The sequence below is a fragment of the Enterobacter cloacae complex sp. P6RS genome, from assembly GCF_014982245.1.
GTDB classification, from domain to species: Bacteria; Pseudomonadota; Gammaproteobacteria; order Enterobacterales; family Enterobacteriaceae; genus Enterobacter; species Enterobacter bugandensis.
The window spans coordinates 1-19,252 of record NZ_JADCLB010000027.1 but is presented as its reverse complement, the minus strand read 5'-3'; the positions used below and the strand labels follow the sequence as shown (position 1 = coordinate 19,252).

At 56.8% G+C, this 19,252-nt stretch carries 14 protein-coding genes; 9 read left to right on the top strand and 5 right to left on the bottom strand.

Translation table 11 applies throughout. The annotated features are described in order from the left end of the window. The first annotated feature begins 273 nt into the window (after window positions 1-273). A complete protein-coding gene (locus INF73_RS18750) occupies window positions 274-723 on the top strand; it encodes a hypothetical protein (RefSeq protein ID WP_193359485.1) in 450 nt (149 codons plus the stop codon). 70 nt (window positions 724-793) lie between these two features. On the opposite strand, the gene infA is transcribed toward INF73_RS18750, so the two are convergent. The 5 genes from infA to trxB all read right to left on the bottom strand — a co-directional run bounded on the left by infA (window position 794) and on the right by trxB (window position 6,617). Further along, a complete protein-coding gene (gene infA / locus INF73_RS18745) occupies window positions 794-1,012 on the bottom strand; it encodes a translation initiation factor IF-1 (RefSeq protein WP_002211347.1) in 219 nt (72 codons plus the stop codon). A 284-nt stretch (window positions 1,013-1,296) separates the two neighbouring features. Continuing rightward, window positions 1,297-2,001, bottom strand: a complete 705-nt coding sequence (aat, locus tag INF73_RS18740; RefSeq protein ID WP_041910636.1) for a leucyl/phenylalanyl-tRNA--protein transferase — start codon at window positions 1,999-2,001, stop codon at window positions 1,297-1,299. 45 nt (window positions 2,002-2,046) lie between these two features. After that, the gene (cydC, locus tag INF73_RS18735; protein WP_193540371.1) at window positions 2,047-3,768 is read right to left on the bottom strand and encodes a cysteine/glutathione ABC transporter ATP-binding protein/permease CydC; all 1,722 of its coding nucleotides are present in this window, start codon (window positions 3,766-3,768) and stop codon (window positions 2,047-2,049) included. Then, window positions 3,768-5,534 carry a cysteine/glutathione ABC transporter permease/ATP-binding protein CydD gene (gene cydD, locus INF73_RS18730; protein WP_193540373.1) on the bottom strand — a complete coding sequence of 589 codons (1,767 nt, stop codon included), beginning with the start codon at window positions 5,532-5,534 and terminating at the stop codon, window positions 3,768-3,770. The genes cydC and cydD overlap by 1 nt, the downstream gene beginning before the upstream one ends. A gap of 114 nt (window positions 5,535-5,648) precedes the next feature. After that, on the bottom strand, window positions 5,649-6,617 hold the full coding sequence (gene trxB / locus INF73_RS18725; protein ID WP_028012555.1) for a thioredoxin-disulfide reductase: 969 nt from the start codon (window positions 6,615-6,617) through the stop codon (window positions 5,649-5,651). A gap of 544 nt (window positions 6,618-7,161) precedes the next feature. On the opposite strand from trxB, the gene lrp reads away from it, so the two are divergent. The 8 genes from lrp (at window position 7,162) to INF73_RS18685 (ending at window position 19,122) form a co-directional block, all read left to right on the top strand. Next, window positions 7,162-7,656, top strand: a complete 495-nt coding sequence (gene lrp, locus INF73_RS18720; RefSeq protein WP_000228469.1) for a leucine-responsive transcriptional regulator Lrp — start codon at window positions 7,162-7,164, stop codon at window positions 7,654-7,656. Between the two features lie 135 nt (window positions 7,657-7,791). Further along, window positions 7,792-11,493, top strand: coding sequence for a DNA translocase FtsK 4TM domain-containing protein (locus INF73_RS18715; RefSeq protein WP_193540375.1), 3,702 nt, complete (start codon window positions 7,792-7,794; stop codon window positions 11,491-11,493). Between the two features lie 127 nt (window positions 11,494-11,620). Next, complete coding sequence (lolA, locus tag INF73_RS18710) at window positions 11,621-12,235, top strand: outer membrane lipoprotein chaperone LolA (protein ID WP_028012557.1); 615 nt, start codon at window positions 11,621-11,623, stop codon at window positions 12,233-12,235. Between the two features lie 9 nt (window positions 12,236-12,244). Further along, window positions 12,245-13,588, top strand: a complete 1,344-nt coding sequence (gene rarA / locus INF73_RS18705) for a replication-associated recombination protein RarA (protein ID WP_028012558.1) — start codon at window positions 12,245-12,247, stop codon at window positions 13,586-13,588. Window positions 13,589-13,680: 92 nt separating this feature from the next. Then, window positions 13,681-14,973: a serine--tRNA ligase gene (gene serS / locus INF73_RS18700; protein WP_008499983.1), complete on the top strand. Its 1,293-nt coding sequence runs from the start codon at window positions 13,681-13,683 to the stop codon at window positions 14,971-14,973. A 211-nt stretch (window positions 14,974-15,184) separates the two neighbouring features. Further along, a complete protein-coding gene (gene dmsA / locus INF73_RS18695; protein WP_193540378.1) occupies window positions 15,185-17,629 on the top strand; it encodes a dimethylsulfoxide reductase subunit A in 2,445 nt (814 codons plus the stop codon). Window positions 17,630-17,639: 10 nt separating this feature from the next. Further along, window positions 17,640-18,257, top strand: coding sequence for a DMSO/selenate family reductase complex B subunit (locus tag INF73_RS18690; RefSeq protein WP_014883208.1), 618 nt, complete (start codon window positions 17,640-17,642; stop codon window positions 18,255-18,257). Window position 18,258: 1 nt separating this feature from the next. Continuing rightward, window positions 18,259-19,122 carry a dimethyl sulfoxide reductase anchor subunit family protein gene (locus INF73_RS18685; RefSeq protein ID WP_048960585.1) on the top strand — a complete coding sequence of 288 codons (864 nt, stop codon included), beginning with the start codon at window positions 18,259-18,261 and terminating at the stop codon, window positions 19,120-19,122. The last annotated feature ends 130 nt before the right edge of the window (window positions 19,123-19,252 follow it).

Genomic DNA, 19,252 nt, shown 5'->3' with positions numbered 1-19,252 from the left:
TAGCCCGGTTTTTTTATGCCTGCCTTTTTCCTTTCGCTGTGGCTGAGGGTTTCACACAAAATAGTGTATGCACTGAACAGTTCCCTCGCCCCTTTAGGGAGAGGGGAACAGGCCGCAGCGAAATTTTGCGAGGCGCTTTCCAGTTTTGTTCGACGTTGGTTTCTGGATAAATCCACAGTAATAAAATGGCGGCGCACCTGCAAAAATTAGGTGCCGGGATTGGCGTCCTGAAAGTGTGTGCACAGATAATCTTGCGTGCATAAAGGATCACATATGACTAATATTAATAGCTTCGCCCAACTCTACACCGAACTCTCCCTCAACCCCGATCTCCCAACCCTTGCAGAGCGCTGCCAACTGCTCACCGAAATCCTGCTGGATTGCAAATCACTTCCGCAAACGCAGCCCGTTTGCCGTTGTCTCGGAGCCTACCTGGAAGAGGTGAAATCCGGCCTCACAGAATCAATGCGTGATTTTCAGGTGGTGGAATTTGAGGAAGAAGCGGAACAACCGCGACAAAAAGAGTGGTTGCTTGAAGATACAGAAACGAAATGTGACTACTGCCGGGCGTTGAATCATGTGCTGCTGGTGTCGCATTTGGACCGTGATATGCTGCCGCACCTGACGGGATTACTTCATGACATGGCTCATTCTATGGCGGGGGATTTAATCGCTCCTGTACAACCATGGATGACAATACATCTTCCGAAGCAGCAACACTAACGCCATAAATAAAAAAGGCCGGGATTAACCCGACCTTTTATATATTCATCTGCCATTACAGGCGAAAAAATTAGCGACTACGGAAGACAATGCGGCCTTTGCTCAGGTCGTACGGGGTCAGTTCAACAGTCACTTTGTCGCCCGTCAAAATGCGGATGTAGTTTTTGCGCATTTTACCGGAGATGTGCGCAGTTACCACGTGACCGTTTTCCAGCTCTACGCGAAACATGGTATTAGGCAACGTATCAAGTACGGTACCCTGCATTTCAATATTGTCTTCTTTGGCCATCTAATCCTCTGGGGTATCACTACCAAGTTTTGAACCGGCAAGATAATGCCGAAATTCATCAATTAAGTAAAGAATTGCGCGATTAAAACGCAGCAAAACAGTTTCGGCGCATTGCCCAAGCGTCACGGTACAACCGAACAGGAAGCGCATTCGTAAAGGGGAGACGACAGGATAAACGTCAGAACGTTATCTGAAGCGAGGGTCCCAAACGGCGGCGGGGCAACAGGCAGAAGCTACTCTGCGGCATAATTATAACACCCTCACAAAAAATATGCGGAAAACATTTAAGCATTGGGCATAAAGAGCGTTCTGGGGATCCAGAAGTCGCGTGGGAGCTTCTCCTGACGGCAGGCGTCCAGATGCTCGATATACTGTCGTCGCGGGATGTCAACTGCACCAAGAGAGGCCGTGTGCTCGTTGAGCACCTGACAATCGATCAGGCGTCCGCCGCGCTGGGCAAAGGCCTCGCAGAAGACCAGCAGCGCGGTTTTCGAGGCGTTGACCGCACGGGAGAACATCGATTCGCCGCAAAACAGCGTCCCTTGCGCCACGCCGTACATGCCGCCAACCAGTTCCCCCTTTTCCCAAACCTCAATGGAGTGGGCGTAGCCAAGCTCATGGAGCTGGTGGTAGGCGTTGACGATATCGCGGGTGATCCACGTCCCTTCATGGCGATCTTCGGCACAGCCTTCGATCACCTGCCCAAAGGCGTGATTCAGCGTGACGCGATACGGGGATTTTGCATGGAAACGCTTCATGCTGCGGCTCAGATGGAACTGCGCTGGCCACAGCACGGCACGTGGGTCGGGAGACCACCATAAAATTGGGTCGCCGGGAGAAAACCACGGGAAGATGCCGCGCTGGTAGGCCATTAATAGCCGCGCAGGGCTAAGGTCACCGCCAAGGGCCAGCAGCCCGTTGGGCTCACGCAGCGCTCCCTCCGGCGAAGGAAACGCGATGTTATGACGAGAAAGCTGGACCAGGCGCATGACAGCAAAACTCCAGTACGCGAGTGAGGACGCTACAAATATAGTCTACAGACGCTGTTTGAACTGGTAGTAGCGACCCTGTTTCGCCAACAGCTCTGCGTGACTACCTTGCTCAATAATGTGTCCGTTGTCCATCACAATTATCCGATCAAAACTTGCCAGCCCGCGCAGGCGGTGCGTCACCATCAGGACGGTTTTTCCTGCCATAACGTTTGCCAGTAAATCAAGGATCTGACTCTCGGTTGTCGCATCAAGCCCTTCTGTAGGTTCGTCGAGCAGCATCAGAGGTGCATCATGCAGCAGCGCACGCGCAATGGCCAGACGGCGCAGCTCTCCGCCGGAAAGCTGACGACCGCCTTCTCCCAGCCAGCTGTTCAGTCCTTCGTCCTCAAGCAGCTTTTGCAGTCCGACCTGCTCCAGTACGGCGCGAAGATCATCGTCCGAAGCCTCTGGTGCGGCCAGCAGCAGGTTATCGCGCAGGGTGGCGCTAAACAGATGCACGCGCTGTGGAACAACGCCCACGGTCTTGCGCAGGGCCTGCTCGCTGAAATCAGTCAGCAACGTATTATTAAAACGAATCTGACCGTGCTGTGGATCCCAGGCGCGCGTCAGCAGCTGCAGCAGCGTCGACTTACCGCAGCCGGTACGGCCGAGGATCGCAATCCGCTGCCCTGCATTAACGGAAAGGTTGATACCCTCCAGCGCGTTCTGCGCCTGTTTGTCATAGGCGAAGGTCACGTTATCAAGCGTCAGCGCCACCTGCTCAGGCACGGTGGTTTGCCCGGCACTGAACGTGACTTCAGGCTCCTGTTCGGCAATCTGAGTGATGCGCAGGGCAGAGGCGATCACCTGTCCAAGATGCTGGAAAGCGCCCGTCACCGGGGCCAGAGCCTCAAATGCGGCCAGCGCGCAGAAAACAAAGAGGGCAATAAGAGGGCCTGGCTGGGTATTACCGCCAATCCCGCCGGATGCCAGCCACAGCATGGCAATCACCGCCACGCCGCCGATTAACACCATCAGCGCCTGCGAGAAGGCCGTCAGTTCCGACTGGCGGCGCTGGGCTTCATGCCAGTTCAGCTCCGTACCTTCCATTCGGGCACGGTAGCGCTTGCTGGCTCCAAAAATGGTCAGCTCCGCCTGGCCCTGAAGCCAGGAGGTCAGCTGCTGGCGGTAATCCCCGCGCAGCCGCGTCAGGTTTTCTCCGGTGGATTTTCCGGCGCGGTAAAAGAGCGGCGGCAGAATGATAAGCGTCAGCAGCATGATCCCGCCCAGCGTCAGCGCAACGGGAACATCCAGAACGGACAGCCCCAGCGTAACTACCACAATCACCACAAACGCGCCCACTATCGGGGAGATCACCCGCAGGTAAAGGTGGTCCAGCGTGTCGACATCCGCAACGACACGGTTCAGTAATTCGCCCTGGCGAAAACGCGCCAGCCCGGCAGGGGAGAGGGGAAGCAGTTTGCTGAAGGTGTAAATGCGCAGGTGCTGCAGGACGCGGAACGTCGCGTCGTGGCTGACCAGCCGCTCGAAATAGCGTCCGGCAGTACGGGTAATGGCGGTACCCCGCACGCCCGCCGCCGGCAGCATATAGTTGAAGCTGTATAATCCGGCGAACCCGGCTACGGCGGAGGCCGACAGGAACCAGCCGGAAAGCGTGAGCAGGCCGATGCTGGCAAGCAGCGTGACAATCGCCAGCACGATCCCCAGCGTCAGCATCCACTTGTGGCGTTTATAGAGCGCAAGATAAGGCAGCAGAGCACGCATCAGATGTCCTCCTGACGGTTCGCCAGCAGGGCGGCGAACGGCCCCTGCGCGGCAACAAGAGCGGCGTAATTGCCTTGCTCAACAATATGACCGTTTTCCATCACCCAGATCTCATCCCAGTCAGCAATGCCTTCCAGCTGATGGGTAACCATCAGGGTGGTTTGCTGCAGGGAAGCGGCGCTCAGGGCCGCCATGACGCGCTGCTCGCTGTGTGAATCCAGGCTGGCAGCAGGCTCATCAAGCAGCATCAGCTGGCACGGGTTCAGCAGCGCACGGGCGACGGCCACGCGCTGTGCCTGGCCGACAGACAGCCCGGCAGACTGATCGCCTACCACGGTATCGACACCCTGCGGGAGCAGCGGCAGAAATTCACTGACCCACGCGCGGTCGAGAACGGACTGAAGTTCGTCTTCACGAGCATCCGGGCGTGCCAGGAGCACGTTTTCGCGCAGCGTGGAAGCAGGTAGCTGAGGGTTTTGTCCGACCCAACTGAGCTGCTTACGCCAGGCGTCGGGATCGAGATTACGCAGTTCAGTTTTGTTTATCCGCAGCGAACCGGTGTAGGCCATAAAACCGGATAACGCATTCAGTAGCGAACTCTTCCCTGAACCGCTGGTGCCGACCAGCACCACGCGTTTTCCGGCGGTCAGGCTAAAGTTTAGCGGGCCAGCCAGCACTTTTCCTTCCGGCGAGAGAATGCAGAAATCGCTCGCGTCGACGGTTACCGGCTCTTTAGCGTTTAGCGCCACGTCACCACGCTCCGGGTGCGCCAGCGGCGTCTCCAGGAAGGTTTTCAGGCTGTCGGCCGCGCCAACGGCCTGCGCTTTGGCATGATAGAAGGTCCCCAGGTCGCGAAGCGGCTGGAAAAACTCCGGAGCCAGGATGAGCGCGAGGAAACCGGCAGAGAGGGTCACCGCCGTGCCGTAGTGGCCGAAATCCAGCGCGCCGAGATAGGAGAAACCGAAATAAACCGCCACGAGGGCAATCGACAGCGAGGTAAAGAATTCCAGCACGCCGGACGAGAGGAACGCCAGGCGTAACACTTCCATCGTGCGCTGGCGGAAGTCCTGTGATGCCAGGCGAATATTCTCGGTTTCCGCTTCACCGCGACCAAAAATACGCAGGGTTTCCATCCCGCGCAGACGATCGAGAAAATGTCCGCTCAGCCGGCCCAGCGCCAGGAAGTTGCGGCGGTTGGCATCAGCCGCACCCATGCCGACCATCGCCATAAACAGCGGGATCAGCGGGGCGGTCCCCAGCAGGATCAGCGCCGCCACCCAGTTAACCGGGAAGATGGCAATAACAATCAACAGCGGCACAAAAACCGCCAGCGCCATCTGCGGAAGATAGCGCGCGTAGTAATCGTGCATATCGTCGATCTGCTCAAGGATCAGCGTCGCCCAGCTTCCGGCCGGTTTACCCTGGATCCACGCGGGCCCGGCTTCCTGCAGGCGGTCGAGCACCTGACGACGGATCTCGTAGCGGATATGCTGTCCGGCGTGGAAGCCGACACGTTCACGCAGCCACACCACCCAGGCGCGCAGGACAAAAACCAGGATCAGAACGATAAAAGGCAGCAGGAGCGCTTCGCGGGGAATGTTCTCCATGATCATGTGATTAAGAATGCGGGCCAGCAGCCATGCCTGGGCAACAATCAACAGACCGCTAACGAACCCCAGAAGACGGGAGATCGTAAGCCATCGGCGGGAAATAACGCTTTGCTGTTTCAGCCAGCGTGTTAACTCTTGTTGACGGGTTTTTTCCATTGCGTATTTTGCAGGTGACGTTATAAGAAATTAGACATCTGCATGTTACACGCGAGCAAAAATAAAGGCGACCTGTGGCCGCCTTTATTTACGTTTGTTACTGACTTGTAAAGATTATTTACCTTGTTCAGCCAGTCCGTCGAGGTAGCGTTCAGCGTCCAGCGCGGCCATACAGCCGGTGCCCGCAGAGGTGATCGCCTGACGATAAATATGGTCCATCACGTCACCGGCAGCGAACACGCCCGGGATGCTGGTCTGGGTCGCGTTACCGTGAATGCCGGACTGCACTTTGATATAGCCGTTTTCCAGCTCCAACTGGCCTTCGAAGATCGCGGTGTTCGGGCTGTGGCCGATTGCCACAAACAGGCCCGCCACTTCCAGCGTTTCGACGTTATCGGTGTTCTGGGTATCACGAATGCGCAGACCCGCAACGCCCATCTGATCGCCGGTGACTTCTTCCAGGGTACGGTTGGTGTGCAGCACGATGTTGCCGCTCGCCACTTTATCCATCAGGCGCTTAATGAGGATCTTCTCGGCGCGGAAGGTGTCACGACGGTGGATCAGATGCACCTCGGAGGCAATGTTCGCCAGGTACAGCGCTTCTTCCACCGCGGTATTACCGCCGCCGATAACCGCCACTTTCTGGTTACGGTAGAAGAAACCGTCGCAGGTCGCACAGGCAGAGACGCCGCGGCCTTTGAACGCTTCTTCAGACGGCAGGCCGAGATAACGGGCAGAGGCGCCGGTGGCAATGATTAGCGCATCGCAGGTGTATTCACCGCTGTCACCCGTCAGGCGGAACGGACGGTTCTGCAAATCCACTTTATTAATGTGGTCGAACAGGATTTCGGTTTCGAATTTGGCGGCATGCTCGTGCATGCGTTCCATCAGCAGCGGCCCGGTCAGATCGTTCGGGTCGCCCGGCCAGTTTTCCACTTCCGTGGTGGTGGTCAACTGACCGCCTTTTTCCATGCCGGTGATCAGAACCGGCTGCAGGTTTGCGCGTGCAGCATAGACCGCCGCGGTATATCCCGCAGGTCCAGAACCAAGGATTAACAACTTACTGTGTTTGGTCGTGCCCATGAGATCCCCATTGTTGTTGGCAGGCAATGGGCTGGATTGTAGGGAATTTGTTGCCGTAAAAAAAGAGCACTGGGATTTTGCTTTCGATATATGCAATAGCTGCGCCCGATGAATCCAGTGCCGTTACGTCACGTTTTCTACTGAAAACCGCTCGTTTATAAAGCAGTAAAATGAGGATTAATACCCCCCCGTAATGAATATCCGGCATCTTGTACTAAAAAACGATGTTTTGCTTTGACAATCCCCTGCGCATTTGCGAAAACATTCAAGGAAGAAAAAAAACCGCGTTAACCGTATGCCGCATAGGCATGCACGTAAATGCCATTTTTACCGTGTCAGTGAAATCTACGCATGGCGTGGACAGACGCCATACGTGATGTCGGTGACAGCCTTCGGGCAGCGGTCTTCTTACCAACAGAACCCGAATCCGCATCGCGTCTAATACATAACCAGGCGATGTGATGACTAACGGGTACAGGCTCTGAACAGTGATGTGCACAGGGTCCAGGCAGGAGTAGGGAAGGAATACAGAGAGACAATAATAATGGTAGATAGCAAGAAGCGCCCTGGCAAAGATCTCGACCGTATCGATCGTAACATTCTTAATGAATTGCAAAAGGATGGGCGTATTTCCAACGTCGAGCTTTCAAAACGTGTGGGACTTTCCCCGACGCCGTGCCTTGAGCGTGTGCGCCGACTGGAAAGACAGGGTTTTATTCAGGGCTATACGGCTCTGCTGAACCCGCATTATCTGGATGCCTCACTTCTGGTATTTGTTGAGATTACTCTGAATCGTGGTGCGCCGGATGTGTTTGAGCAATTTAACGCCGCTGTACAAAAACTTGAAGAAATTCAAGAGTGTCATCTGGTGTCCGGTGATTTCGACTACCTGTTGAAAACCCGTGTGCCTGATATGTCCGCCTACCGTAAGCTGCTGGGGGAAACCCTGCTGCGTCTGCCAGGCGTGAACGACACCCGTACCTATGTGGTGATGGAAGAGGTCAAACAGAGCAATCGTCTGGTTATTAAGACGCGCTAACACGGAACAGGTGCAAAATCAGCGTAGTTTGATTACACTCCTGTTAATCCATACAGCAACAGTGCCGGGGAGCCCCGGCGCTGTTGTCCGTTTTAGCAAACAGGCAGGATATGCCTGATACCTGGAGAGCCTTTCTTGAGCCAGGAATACACTGAAGACAAAGAAGTCACACTATCGAAGCTAAGCAGCGGACGTCGTCTCCTCGAGGCTTTGCTGATCGTTATTGCCCTTTTTGCCGTCTGGCTGATGGCAGCCTTACTCAGTTTTAACCCCTCCGATCCCAGCTGGTCGCAAACCGCGTGGCATGAGCCTATCCATAATTTAGGCGGCGTACCCGGAGCCTGGCTTGCGGACACGCTCTTTTTCATTTTCGGTGTGATGGCCTACACCATTCCCGTCATAATCATTGGCGGATGCTGGTTTGCATGGCGTCATCGTCAGAACGATGATTACATCGACTATTTTGCGGTTTCCCTGCGCCTGATTGGCGCCCTGGCGCTGATCCTCACCTCCTGCGGGCTGGCGGCGATTAATGCCGATGATATCTGGTACTTCGCCTCCGGTGGGGTGATTGGCAGCCTGCTGAGCTCTGCGCTACAGCCGATGCTTCACAGCAGCGGCGGTACGCTGGCGCTGCTCTGCATCTGGGCGGCCGGGCTGACGCTGTTTACCGGCTGGTCATGGGTGAGCATTGCCGAGAAGATCGGCAGCTTTATTCTGACGATCCTGACCTTTGCGAGCAACCGTACCCGCCGCGACGACACGTGGGTCGATGAAGAAGAATATGAAGATGAGTACGAAGAGGAAGACGATGCGCCGGTGCAACGTCGTGAATCTCGTCGTGCTCGTATTCTGCGCGGTGCCCTGGCGCGTCGCCAGCGCGTTGCTGAAAAATTTGCCAACCCGCTTGGACGTAAAACCGACGCGGCGCTCTTCTCCGGTAAGCGTATGGATGAAGACGAGCAGGTGGAGTACCGCGCTGCGGGTAGTACAGTCGATCCTGATGATGTGCTTTTCTCCGGCAACCGTGCGATGCCGGGTGATTTCGATGAATACGATCCGCTGCTTAACGGCCATACCGTTACCGCGCCGGTTGCCGCAGCCGCAGCCGCAACGACAGCATCACAGGCGTATGCCGCGCCTGTCGAAGCCGTGATGCCATCCGCGCCAGTTCCGCCTCCGGAATCCGCTATTCAGCAGCCTCAGGTTGCCTGGCAGACCGCGCCGGGTGTCCACACGCCGGAGCCTGTTATCGCGCCGGAACCAGAGAGCTATATCCCCGTGCAGCAGGAGCAGTGGCAGCAGCCTTATCAGCCGCCGCAACCTGAGTATGAACAGCAGCACTATGAGCAGCCTGTGGCCCAGCCTTATCAGGAGTACGTGCCTGAACCGGTTGAACCTGTGCAGCCTTATGTCGAGCCTCAGCCTGAACCTGAGGTGGTGGAAGAGGTGAAACCGTCTCGTCCGCCAATGTACTATTTTGAAGAAGTTGAAGAACGCCGTGCTCGTGAGCGCGAACAGCTGGCGGCATGGTATCAGCCTGTGCCTGAACCGGTGCAGGAACCTGCGCCAAAAGCCCCGTCGGTTTCGGTTCCACCGGTCGACCCGACGCCTGCTGATGCCCCCGTAGCGGAAAGCGTGAAGCAGGCTACCGCAGCCGCAGCGGCGGCGGCACCTGTCTTTAGCCTGGCAACGGGCGGTGCGCCGCGTCCGCAGGTGAAAGAGGGAATTGGTCCGCAACTGCCTCGCCCTAACCGCGTCCGCGTTCCAACCCGTCGTGAGCTTGCCTCCTATGGGATCAAGCTGCCTTCCCAGCGGATGGCCGAAGAGAAAGCGCGTGGAACGGACTACGAAGATGATGCTGATGAAATGCAGCAGGACGAGCTGGCGCGCCAGTTCGCCGCGCAGCAGAATCAGCGCTACGGTGAAGACTATCAGCATGATGAACCGATGCTGGAAGACGAAGATGACGCGGCTGAAGCCGAATTAGCGCGTCAGTTTGCGGCAACCCAGCAGCAGCGTTACTCAGGTGAACAGCCAGCTGGTGCGAACCCGTTCTCATTATCGGATTTCGAGTTCTCGCCGATGAAAGATCTGGTGGATGATGGCCCGAGCGAGCCGCTGTTCACCCCAAGCGTGATGCCTGAAGCAGAGCCTGTGCGTCAGCCGCCAGCGCCGCAGGCACAGACTTACGCGCAGCCGCAGCCACCTGTTCAGCAGCCGTATGCGCAACCGCAGCAGCCACAACAGCAGCCGCCGCAGTACCAGCAGCCAGCACCGCAGCCGCAGCCGCAGGAGAGCCTGATTCACCCGCTGCTGATGCGTAACGGTGATAGCCGTCCGCTGCAGCGTCCGAGCACGCCGCTGCCGTCGCTGGATTTGTTGACGCCGCCACCGGCTGAAGTCGAGCCGGTTGATACGTTTGCCCTGGAGCAGATGGCCCGTCTGGTGGAAGCCCGTCTGGCAGACTTCCGCATCAAGGCGGACGTGGTGAACTACTCGCCGGGTCCGGTGATCACCCGCTTCGAACTGAACCTGGCGCCGGGCGTCAAAGCCGCGCGTATTTCTAACCTCTCCCGCGACCTGGCGCGTTCTCTGTCGACCGTGGCGGTACGTGTGGTGGAAGTGATTCCGGGTAAACCGTACGTTGGCCTTGAGCTGCCGAACAAGAAACGTCAGACCGTTTACCTGCGTGAAGTGCTGGATAACACCAAGTTCCGCGATAACCCATCTCCGCTGACCGTGGTGTTGGGTAAAGATATCGCCGGCGACCCGGTAGTGGCAGACCTCGCGAAAATGCCTCACCTGCTGGTAGCGGGTACCACCGGTTCCGGTAAATCGGTCGGCGTGAACGCCATGATCCTTAGCATGCTCTACAAAGCGCAGCCTGAAGACGTGCGTTTCATCATGATCGACCCGAAAATGCTCGAACTGTCGGTCTACGAAGGCATTCCGCACCTGCTGACGGAAGTGGTCACCGACATGAAGGACGCCGCCAACGCCCTGCGCTGGAGCGTCAATGAAATGGAGCGTCGCTACAAGCTGATGTCTGCGCTGGGCGTGCGTAACCTGGCCGGTTATAACGAGAAGATCGCCGAGGCGGCGCGCATGGGTCGTCCGATTCCGGACCCATACTGGAAGCCGGGTGACAGCATGGATGCCCAGCATCCTGTGCTGGAGAAACTGCCTTATATCGTCGTGCTGGTGGATGAATTCGCCGACCTGATGATGACCGTCGGGAAGAAAGTGGAAGAGCTGATCGCGCGTCTGGCACAGAAAGCGCGTGCGGCAGGTATTCACCTGGTGCTGGCGACCCAGCGTCCGTCCGTGGACGTTATCACCGGTCTGATTAAGGCGAATATTCCGACCCGTATTGCGTTTACCGTTTCGAGCAAAATCGACTCCCGTACCATTCTTGATCAGGGCGGCGCTGAGTCGCTGCTGGGAATGGGTGACATGCTGTACTCCGGCCCGAACTCCACCTCTCCGGTGCGCGTACACGGCGCGTTTGTTCGCGACCAGGAAGTACACGCCGTGGTGCAGGACTGGAAGGCGCGCGGACGTCCGCAGTACGTTGACGGCATTACCTCCGACAGCGAAAGCGAAGGCGGCGGTGGTGGCTTTGACGGTGGCGAAGAGCTGGATCCGTTATTCGACCAGGCGGTTAATTTCGTTACTGAAAAACGCAAAGCATCCATCTCTGGCGTGCAGCGTCAGTTCCGCATTGGCTATAACCGCGCGGCGCGCATCATCGAGCAGATGGAAGCGCAGGGCATTGTGAGCGAGCAGGGGCACAACGGTAACCGTGAGGTGCTGGCTCCGCCGCCGTTTGATTAACCTTCAGCGATTGCAAAGAAGGGTAAATCAGCAAAAATTAAGCATATTCTTCTGTCGCCTGCCTTCTGGCAGGTCCAGAATAGAAACGGAAACCCCATTTCGGGAAGACGTATTTTAAGGAATAACAATGAAAAAAATCGCCATCGCCTGTGCATTACTCACCAGTTTTGTAGCCAGCAGCGTCTGGGCTGATGCAGCCAGCGACCTTAAAAGCCGACTGGATAAAGTAAGCAGCTTCCACGCCAGCTTCACGCAAAAAGTGACGGACGGCAGCGGTAACGCGGTGCAGGAAGGACAGGGTGATTTATGGGTGAAACGCCCCAATCTGTTTAACTGGCACATGACCCAGCCGGATGAGAGCATCCTGGTTTCTGACGGTAAAACCCTGTGGTTCTTCAACCCGTTTGTTGAGCAGGCCACTGCGACCTGGCTGAAAGACGCGACCAGCAATACGCCGTTTATGCTGATCGCCCGCAACCAGACCAGCGACTGGCAGCAGTACAACATTAAACAGAACGGTGATGAGTTTGTCCTGACGCCGAAAGGCAGCAACGGCAATCTGAAGCAGTTCACCATCAACGTAAGCACCAACGGTACCATTAATCAGTTCGGCGCGGTTGAGCAGGACGATCAGCGCAGCAGCTACCAGCTTAAGTCTCAGCAAAACGGCGCCGTTGACGCATCGAAATTCACCTTTACCCCGCCGCAGGGCGTAACGGTGGACGACCAACGCAATAAGTAAGAGGCGTGAGTGAGCAACCTGTCGCTCGATTTTTCAGATAATGCGTTTCAACCTCTGGCCGCCCGTATGCGGCCAGAAAATTTAGCGCAGTACATCGGTCAGCAGCATCTGCTGGCTGCGGGGAAACCCTTGCCGCGCGCTATTGAGGCGGGGCATCTGCACTCCATGATCCTCTGGGGGCCGCCCGGCACCGGAAAAACCACGCTAGCTGAAGTGATCGCCCGCTATGCCAACGCGGACGTTGAGCGTATCTCGGCGGTAACGTCTGGCGTGAAGGAGATCCGCGAGGCGATCGAGCGCGCGCGTCAAAACCGCAATGCCGGACGCCGCACCATTCTCTTTGTCGATGAAGTCCACCGCTTCAACAAGAGCCAGCAGGATGCTTTCCTGCCGCACATTGAAGACGGGACGATCTTCTTCATCGGCGCGACCACGGAAAACCCGTCGTTTGAACTCAACTCGGCGCTGCTGTCCCGCGCCCGCGTCTACCTGCTTAAATCCCTGACCACGGAAGATATCGAAAAGGTTCTGACCCAGGCAATGGACGACAAAGCGCGTGGTTACGGCGGGCAGGATATCGTTCTGCCTGACGACACGCGACGTGCGATTGCGGAGCTGGTCAACGGCGATGCGCGCCGCGCGTTGAACACGCTCGAAATGATGGCCGATATGGCCGAAGTGGACGATGCGGGCAAGCGCGTATTGAAGCCTGAACTGCTCACCGAAATTGCCGGCGAGCGCAGCGCGCGTTTCGATAATAAAGGCGACCGTTTCTACGACTTGATCTCGGCGCTGCATAAGTCCGTACGCGGCAGCGCGCCGGATGCGGCGCTCTACTGGTACGCACGTATCATTACCGCAGGTGGCGATCCGCTATACGTTGCGCGCCGCTGTCTGGCGATTGCGTCAGAAGATGTTGGCAATGCTGACCCGCGCGCCATGCAGGTTGCGCTTTCAGCCTGGGACTGCTTCACCCGCGTAGGCCCGGCGGAAGGCGAACGCGCCATTGCGCAGGCGATTGTCTATCTGGCCTGCGCGCCGAAAAGCAATGCGGTCTATACCGCGTTCAAAGCGGCGATGTCGGATGCGCGCGAGCGCCCGGACTATGATGTGCCGGTTCATCTGCGCAATGCGCCAACCAAACTGATGAAAGAGATGGGTTACGGGCAGGAGTATCGCTACGCCCATGATGAGCCTAACGCCTACGCCGCCGGGGAGGAATATTTCCCGCAGGAGATGGCACAAACGCGCTATTATCATCCCACAAACAGAGGTCTTGAAGGCAAGATTGGTGAAAAGCTCACCTGGCTCGCCGGACAGGATCAAAATAGCCCTATAAAACGCTACCGTTAGTTCAATCGTTGCGGTAATGTTGGCAATTGTATCCTTGTGACCGCAGGCTGTGGTCACATTTCCTATTTTAATTCGATAAGCACAGGATAAGCATGCTCGATCCCAATCTGCTGCGTAATGAGCCAGACGCAGTCGCTGAAAAACTGGCACGCCGGGGCTTTAAGCTGGATGTAGATAAGCTGCGCGCTCTTGAAGAGCGTCGTAAAGTACTGCAGGTACAAACTGAAAATCTGCAGGCAGAGCGTAACTCTCGATCGAAATCCATTGGCCAGGCGAAAGCGCGCGGGGAAGATATTGAGCCATTACGCCTGGAAGTGAACAAGCTGGGTGAAGAGCTGGATCAGGCGAAGGCGGAGCTGGACGTTCTTCAGGCCGAAATTCGTGACATCGCTCTGGCTATCCCGAACATTCCTGACGACAGCGTGCCTGTCGGCAAAGACGAGAACGACAACGTTGAAGTGAAGCGCTGGGGTACGCCTCGCGAGTTTGACTTCGAGGTGCGCGATCACGTGACGCTGGGCGAAATGCACGCGGGCCTGGACTTTGCCGCTGCGGTTAAGCTGACCGGCTCTCGCTTCGTAGTAATGAAAGGTCAGATTGCCCATCTGCACCGCGCCCTGGCGCAGTTCATGCTGGATCTGCACACCGAGCAGCATGGCTACAGTGAAACCTATGTTCCGTATCTGGTTAACCACGATACGCTTTACGGTACAGGCCAGCTGCCGAAATTTGCCGGCGATCTGTTCCATACTCGTCCGCTGGATGAAGAAGCAGACAGCAGCAACTATGCGCTGATCCCAACCGCGGAAGTACCGCTGACCAACCTCGTGCGTGATGAGATCATTGACGAAGACGATCTGCCAATCAAGCTGACGGCACACTCTCCGTGCTTCCGTTCAGAAGCCGGTTCTTACGGTCGCGACACCCGTGGTCTGATCCGTATGCACCAGTTCGACAAAGTCGAGATGGTGCAGATTGTCCGTCCGGAAGAATCCATGGACGCGCTCGAAGAGATGACTGGCCATGCGGAAAAAGTGCTGGAGCTGCTGGGCCTGCCGTATCGCCGCATGGCGCTGTGCACCGGTGACATGGGCTTTGGTGCCTGCAAAACCTTCGACCTGGAAGTCTGGGTGCCTGCACAGAACACCTACCGTGAAATCTCCTCCTGCTCTAACGTCTGGGATTTCCAGGCGCGCCGCATGCAGGCACGCTGCCGCAGCAAATCTGACAAGAAAACCCGTCTGGTGCATACCCTGAACGGTTCTGGTCTGGCTGTTGGCCGTACGCTGGTTGCCGTGCTGGAAAACTACCAGCAGGCAGATGGCCGCATCGAGATCCCTGAAGTGCTGCGTCCATACATGAAAGGCCAGCAGTACATCGGCTAATTCTTTGCCTCACAACAAAAAAGCGCCTTCGGGCGCTTTTTTTATGCCTATGAATTGACACGACGCAATACCCCCTCCCTCTAAAGTAGTAATACTCCTCCGAATGAAAGTCAGCATAAGACGCTGATAACGAAGTAATTCGTTATTTACAAAACTATATAGCGGTTCGTGCCGCCTCTTTTTTCTTTGTGAGCAACCAAAGTGAGTCTCTATGAAAATCAAAGCGCCTGAAGCGTTAATGGCTGCCGAGGTCACTCGCCGTGGGTTGATGAAAACCACGGCAATAGGCGGCCTGGCTGTAGCCAGCAGCGCCTTCACGCTCCCTTTTACCCGGCTGGCGTCGGCGGCGGACGCACTATCCGCAGCCGCAGCTCCGGAAAAAGTGGTGTGGAGTGCGTGTACCGTAAACTGCGGTAGCCGTTGTCCGCTGCGTATGCATGTGGTGGATGGCGAAATTAAGTATGTCGAAACCGACAACACCGGGGACGATAACTACGAAGGGTTACACCAGGTTCGCGCCTGCCTGCGCGGTCGGTCCATGCGTCGCCGCGTCTACAACCCGGATCGTCTGAAATACCCAATGAAGCGTGTCGGTAAGCGTGGGGAAGGGAAGTTTGAGCGCATTAGCTGGGACGAAGCCTACGACATTATCGCCACCAACATGCAGCGCCTGATCAAAGAGTACGGCAACGAGTCCATCTACCTGAACTATGGCACCGGGACGCTGGGTGGCACGATGACCCGCTCCTGGCCACCGGGTAAAACGCTGGTCGCGCGTCTGATGAACTGCTGCGGCGGTTATCTCAACCACTACGGCGACTACTCTTCCGCACAGATTGCCGCAGGTCTGAACTACACCTACGGCGGCTGGGCCGACGGCAACAGCCCGTCCGATATCGAAAACAGTAAGCTGGTCGTCCTGTTCGGCAACAACCCGGGCGAAACCCGCATGAGCGGCGGCGGGGTGACGTACTACCTCGAACAGGCCCGCGCCAAATCTAATGCCCGCATGATCATTATCGATCCGCGCTATACCGACACCGGTGCCGGGCGCGAAGATGAGTGGATCCCCATTCGTCCCGGTACCGATGCGGCACTGGTTTCCGCGCTGGCGTGGGTGATGATTACTGAAAACCTCGTCGATCAGCCGTTCCTTGATAAATACTGCGTCGGTTATGACGAGAAAACGCTGCCAGCCAGTGCCCCTGCCAATGGTCACTACAAGGCATATATTCTCGGCCAGGGCAGCGACGGCGTAGCGAAAACGCCGGAGTGGGCCTCCACCATCACCGGTATTCCGGTCGAGCGCATTGTTCAGCTGGCGCGTGAGATTGGTTCAGCTAAACCGGCCTACATCAGCCAGGGCTGGGGACCGCAGCGTCATGCGAACGGTGAAATCGCCACCCGCGCTATCTCCATGCTTTCAATTCTGACCGGCAACGTCGGCGTTCATGGCGGTAACACCGGCGCGCGCGAAGGTTCTTATGAAGTGCCGTTTGAGCGGATGCCGACGCTGGATAACCCGGTTCAGACCAGCATCTCCATGTTTATGTGGACTGACGCGATCGAGCGCGGCCCGGAAATGACCGCGCTGCGCGACGGCGTTCGGGGCAAAGACAAGCTGGATGTGCCGATCAAGATGATCTGGAACTACGCCGGCAACTGCCTTATCAACCAGCACTCGGAAATCAACCGCACCCATGAAATTCTGCAGGACGACAAGAAGTGCGAGATGATTGTGGTGATCGACTGCCACATGACCTCCTCGGCAAAATATGCCGATATTCTGCTGCCGGACTGCACCGCGTCTGAGCAGATGGATTTCGCGCTGGACGCTTCCTGCGGCAACATGTCCTACGTGATCTTTACCGACCAGGCCATCAAGCCGCGCTTCGAGTGCAAAACCATCTATGAGATGACCTCCGAACTGGCGAAGCGATTGGGCGTCGAACAGCAGTTTACCGAAGGGCGTACTCAGGAAGGGTGGATGCGCCATCTGCACGAGCTCTCTCTTAAAGCAATTCCCGATCTGCCGGACTTCGACACCTTCCGCAAGCAGGGCATGTACAAGCAGCGTGACCCGGAAGGGCATCACGTGGCGTATAAAGCGTTCCGTGAAGATCCGCAGGCGAATCCGCTGACCACGCCGTCAGGCAAAATCGAAATTTACTCCGAAGCGCTGGCCAAAATCGCGTCTACCTGGGAGCTGCCGGAGGGAGATGTTATCGATCCGCTGCCGATCTACACGCCGGGGTTCGAAAACTATAACGATCCGCTGACGGCGAAATTCCCGCTGCAGCTGACCGGTTTCCACTACAAGGCGCGCGTGCACTCCACCTACGGCAACGTTGACGTACTGAAGGCCGCCTGCCGCCAGGAGATGTGGATCAACCCGATGGATGCCAAAGCACGTGATATCCGTAACGGGGATCGCGTGCGTATCTTTAACGGTCGCGGCGAGGTACACATTGAAGCCAAAGTGACACCGCGCATGATGCCTGGCGTAGTGGCACTGGGGGAAGGGGCCTGGTACAGCCCGGATGCCAACCGCATCGACCAGGCAGGCAGTATTAACGTCCTGACCACGCAGCGTCCGTCGCCGCTGGCGAAAGGCAACCCGTCTCACACAAACCTTGTCCAGGTTGAAAAGGTTTAAGGAGTAACCGATGACAACCCAGTATGGATTTTTCATTGATTCCAGCCGTTGCACCGGGTGCAAAACCTGCGAGCTGGCCTGTAAAGATTATAAAGATCTCACCCCGGACGTGAGCTTCCGCCGCATTTACGAATACGCCGGGGGAGACTGGCAGGAAGATAACGGCGTCTGGCATCAGAACGTCTTTGCTTATTACCTGTCGATTGCCTGTAACCACTGTGAAGATCCGGCCTGCACAAAGGTGTGCCCGAGCGGGGCGATGCACAAGCGGGAGGACGGTTTTGTGGTGGTGGATGAAGATGTCTGCATCGGCTGTCGCTACTGCCATATGGCGTGCCCGTACGGCGCGCCACAGTACAACGCCGCTAAAGGACATATGACCAAGTGCGACGGCTGCCACAGCCGCGTAGCGGACGGCAAAAAGCCAATCTGCGTCGAGTCCTGCCCGCTGCGCGCGCTGGATTTTGGTCCGATAGAAGAGCTGCGTCAGAAACACGGTCAGCTTGCCGCAGTGGCACCGCTGCCGTCCGCGCACTTCACGAAGCCGAGTATTGTCATTAAACCTAACGCCAACAGCCGTCCGACGGGTGACACCACCGGCTACCTGGCAAATCCGAAGGAGGTGTGAGATGGGAAGTGGATGGCATGAATGGCCGCTGATGATCTTCACGGTCTTTGGGCAGTGCGTAGTGGGCGGCTTTATTGTTCTGGCGCTGGCGCTGTTAAAAGGGAACCTCAATGCCGAACAGCAGCAGCGTTTAGTGTTGAGCATGTTTGGCCTGTGGGTGCTGATGGGGATTGGATTTATCGCCTCTACGCTGCACCTGGGCTCACCGATGCGCGCGTTCAACTCCCTGAACCGCGTGGGGGCGTCGTCGCTCAGTAACGAAATTGCCAGCGGGGCAATCTTCTTTGCCGTCGGCGGGCTGGGGTGGCTGCTGGCTGCGCTGAAGAAATTGCCTGCGGGCCTGCGCAGCCTGTGGCTGATCGTCACCATGGTACTGGGCGTGGTGTTCGTGTGGATGATGGTGCGCGTCTATAACACCATCGATACCGTTCCAACCTGGTACAGCGTCTGGACGCCGATGAGCTTCTTCCTGACGATGTTTATCGGCGGGCCGCTGCTGGGCTACCTGCTGCTGCGCGTGGCGGGGGTAAACGGTTGGGCAATGCGTCTGCTGCCAGCCGTTTCGCTGCTGGCGCTGGTGGTGAGCGCGATGGTCGCCCTGATGCAAGGAGCCGAGCTGGCAACCATTCACAGCTCTATCCAGCAGGCTTCTGCGCTGGTGCCGGACTACGGTTCGCTGATGGCCTGGCGCGTGGTGTTGCTGGCAGCTGCGCTGGTGTGCTGGATCGCCCCTCAGCTTAAAGGTTATCAGCCTGCACTGCCGCTCCTGTCACTGGCTTTTGTGCTGGTGCTGGCAGGGGAGTTAATTGGTCGCGGTGTGTTTTACGGCCTGCATATGACGGTCGGTATGGCTATCGCCAGCTAATTTCATTTTTCGTTATAAAAAGCCGGGACATAGCGCCCGGCTTTTCTTTTTTTCATTCATGAAATTTTTCGACTGTCGTTTTGTTTTAATTTAGGTCATTAATAAATAAAAACAGATACATAATTAATAT

Excerpts from the sequence above, each read along its gene's own strand:
- INF73_RS18750 (WP_193359485.1), top strand. The coding sequence starts at position 274 with ATGACTAATATTAATAGCTTCGCCCAACTCTACACCGAACTCTCCCTC.
- infA (WP_002211347.1), bottom strand. The coding sequence starts at position 1,012 with ATGGCCAAAGAAGACAATATTGAAATGCAGGGTACCGTACTTGATACG.
- aat (WP_041910636.1), bottom strand. The coding sequence starts at position 2,001 with ATGCGCCTGGTCCAGCTTTCTCGTCATAACATCGCGTTTCCTTCGCCG.
- cydC (WP_193540371.1), bottom strand. The coding sequence starts at position 3,768 with ATGCGTGCTCTGCTGCCTTATCTTGCGCTCTATAAACGCCACAAGTGG.
- cydD (WP_193540373.1), bottom strand. The coding sequence starts at position 5,534 with ATGGAAAAAACCCGTCAACAAGAGTTAACACGCTGGCTGAAACAGCAA.
- trxB (WP_028012555.1), bottom strand. The coding sequence starts at position 6,617 with ATGGGCACGACCAAACACAGTAAGTTGTTAATCCTTGGTTCTGGACCT.
- lrp (WP_000228469.1), top strand. The coding sequence starts at position 7,162 with ATGGTAGATAGCAAGAAGCGCCCTGGCAAAGATCTCGACCGTATCGAT.
- lolA (WP_028012557.1), top strand. The coding sequence starts at position 11,621 with ATGAAAAAAATCGCCATCGCCTGTGCATTACTCACCAGTTTTGTAGCC.
- serS (WP_008499983.1), top strand. The coding sequence starts at position 13,681 with ATGCTCGATCCCAATCTGCTGCGTAATGAGCCAGACGCAGTCGCTGAA.
- dmsA (WP_193540378.1), top strand. The coding sequence starts at position 15,185 with ATGAAAATCAAAGCGCCTGAAGCGTTAATGGCTGCCGAGGTCACTCGC.
- INF73_RS18690 (WP_014883208.1), top strand. The coding sequence starts at position 17,640 with ATGACAACCCAGTATGGATTTTTCATTGATTCCAGCCGTTGCACCGGG.
- INF73_RS18685 (WP_048960585.1), top strand. The coding sequence starts at position 18,259 with ATGGGAAGTGGATGGCATGAATGGCCGCTGATGATCTTCACGGTCTTT.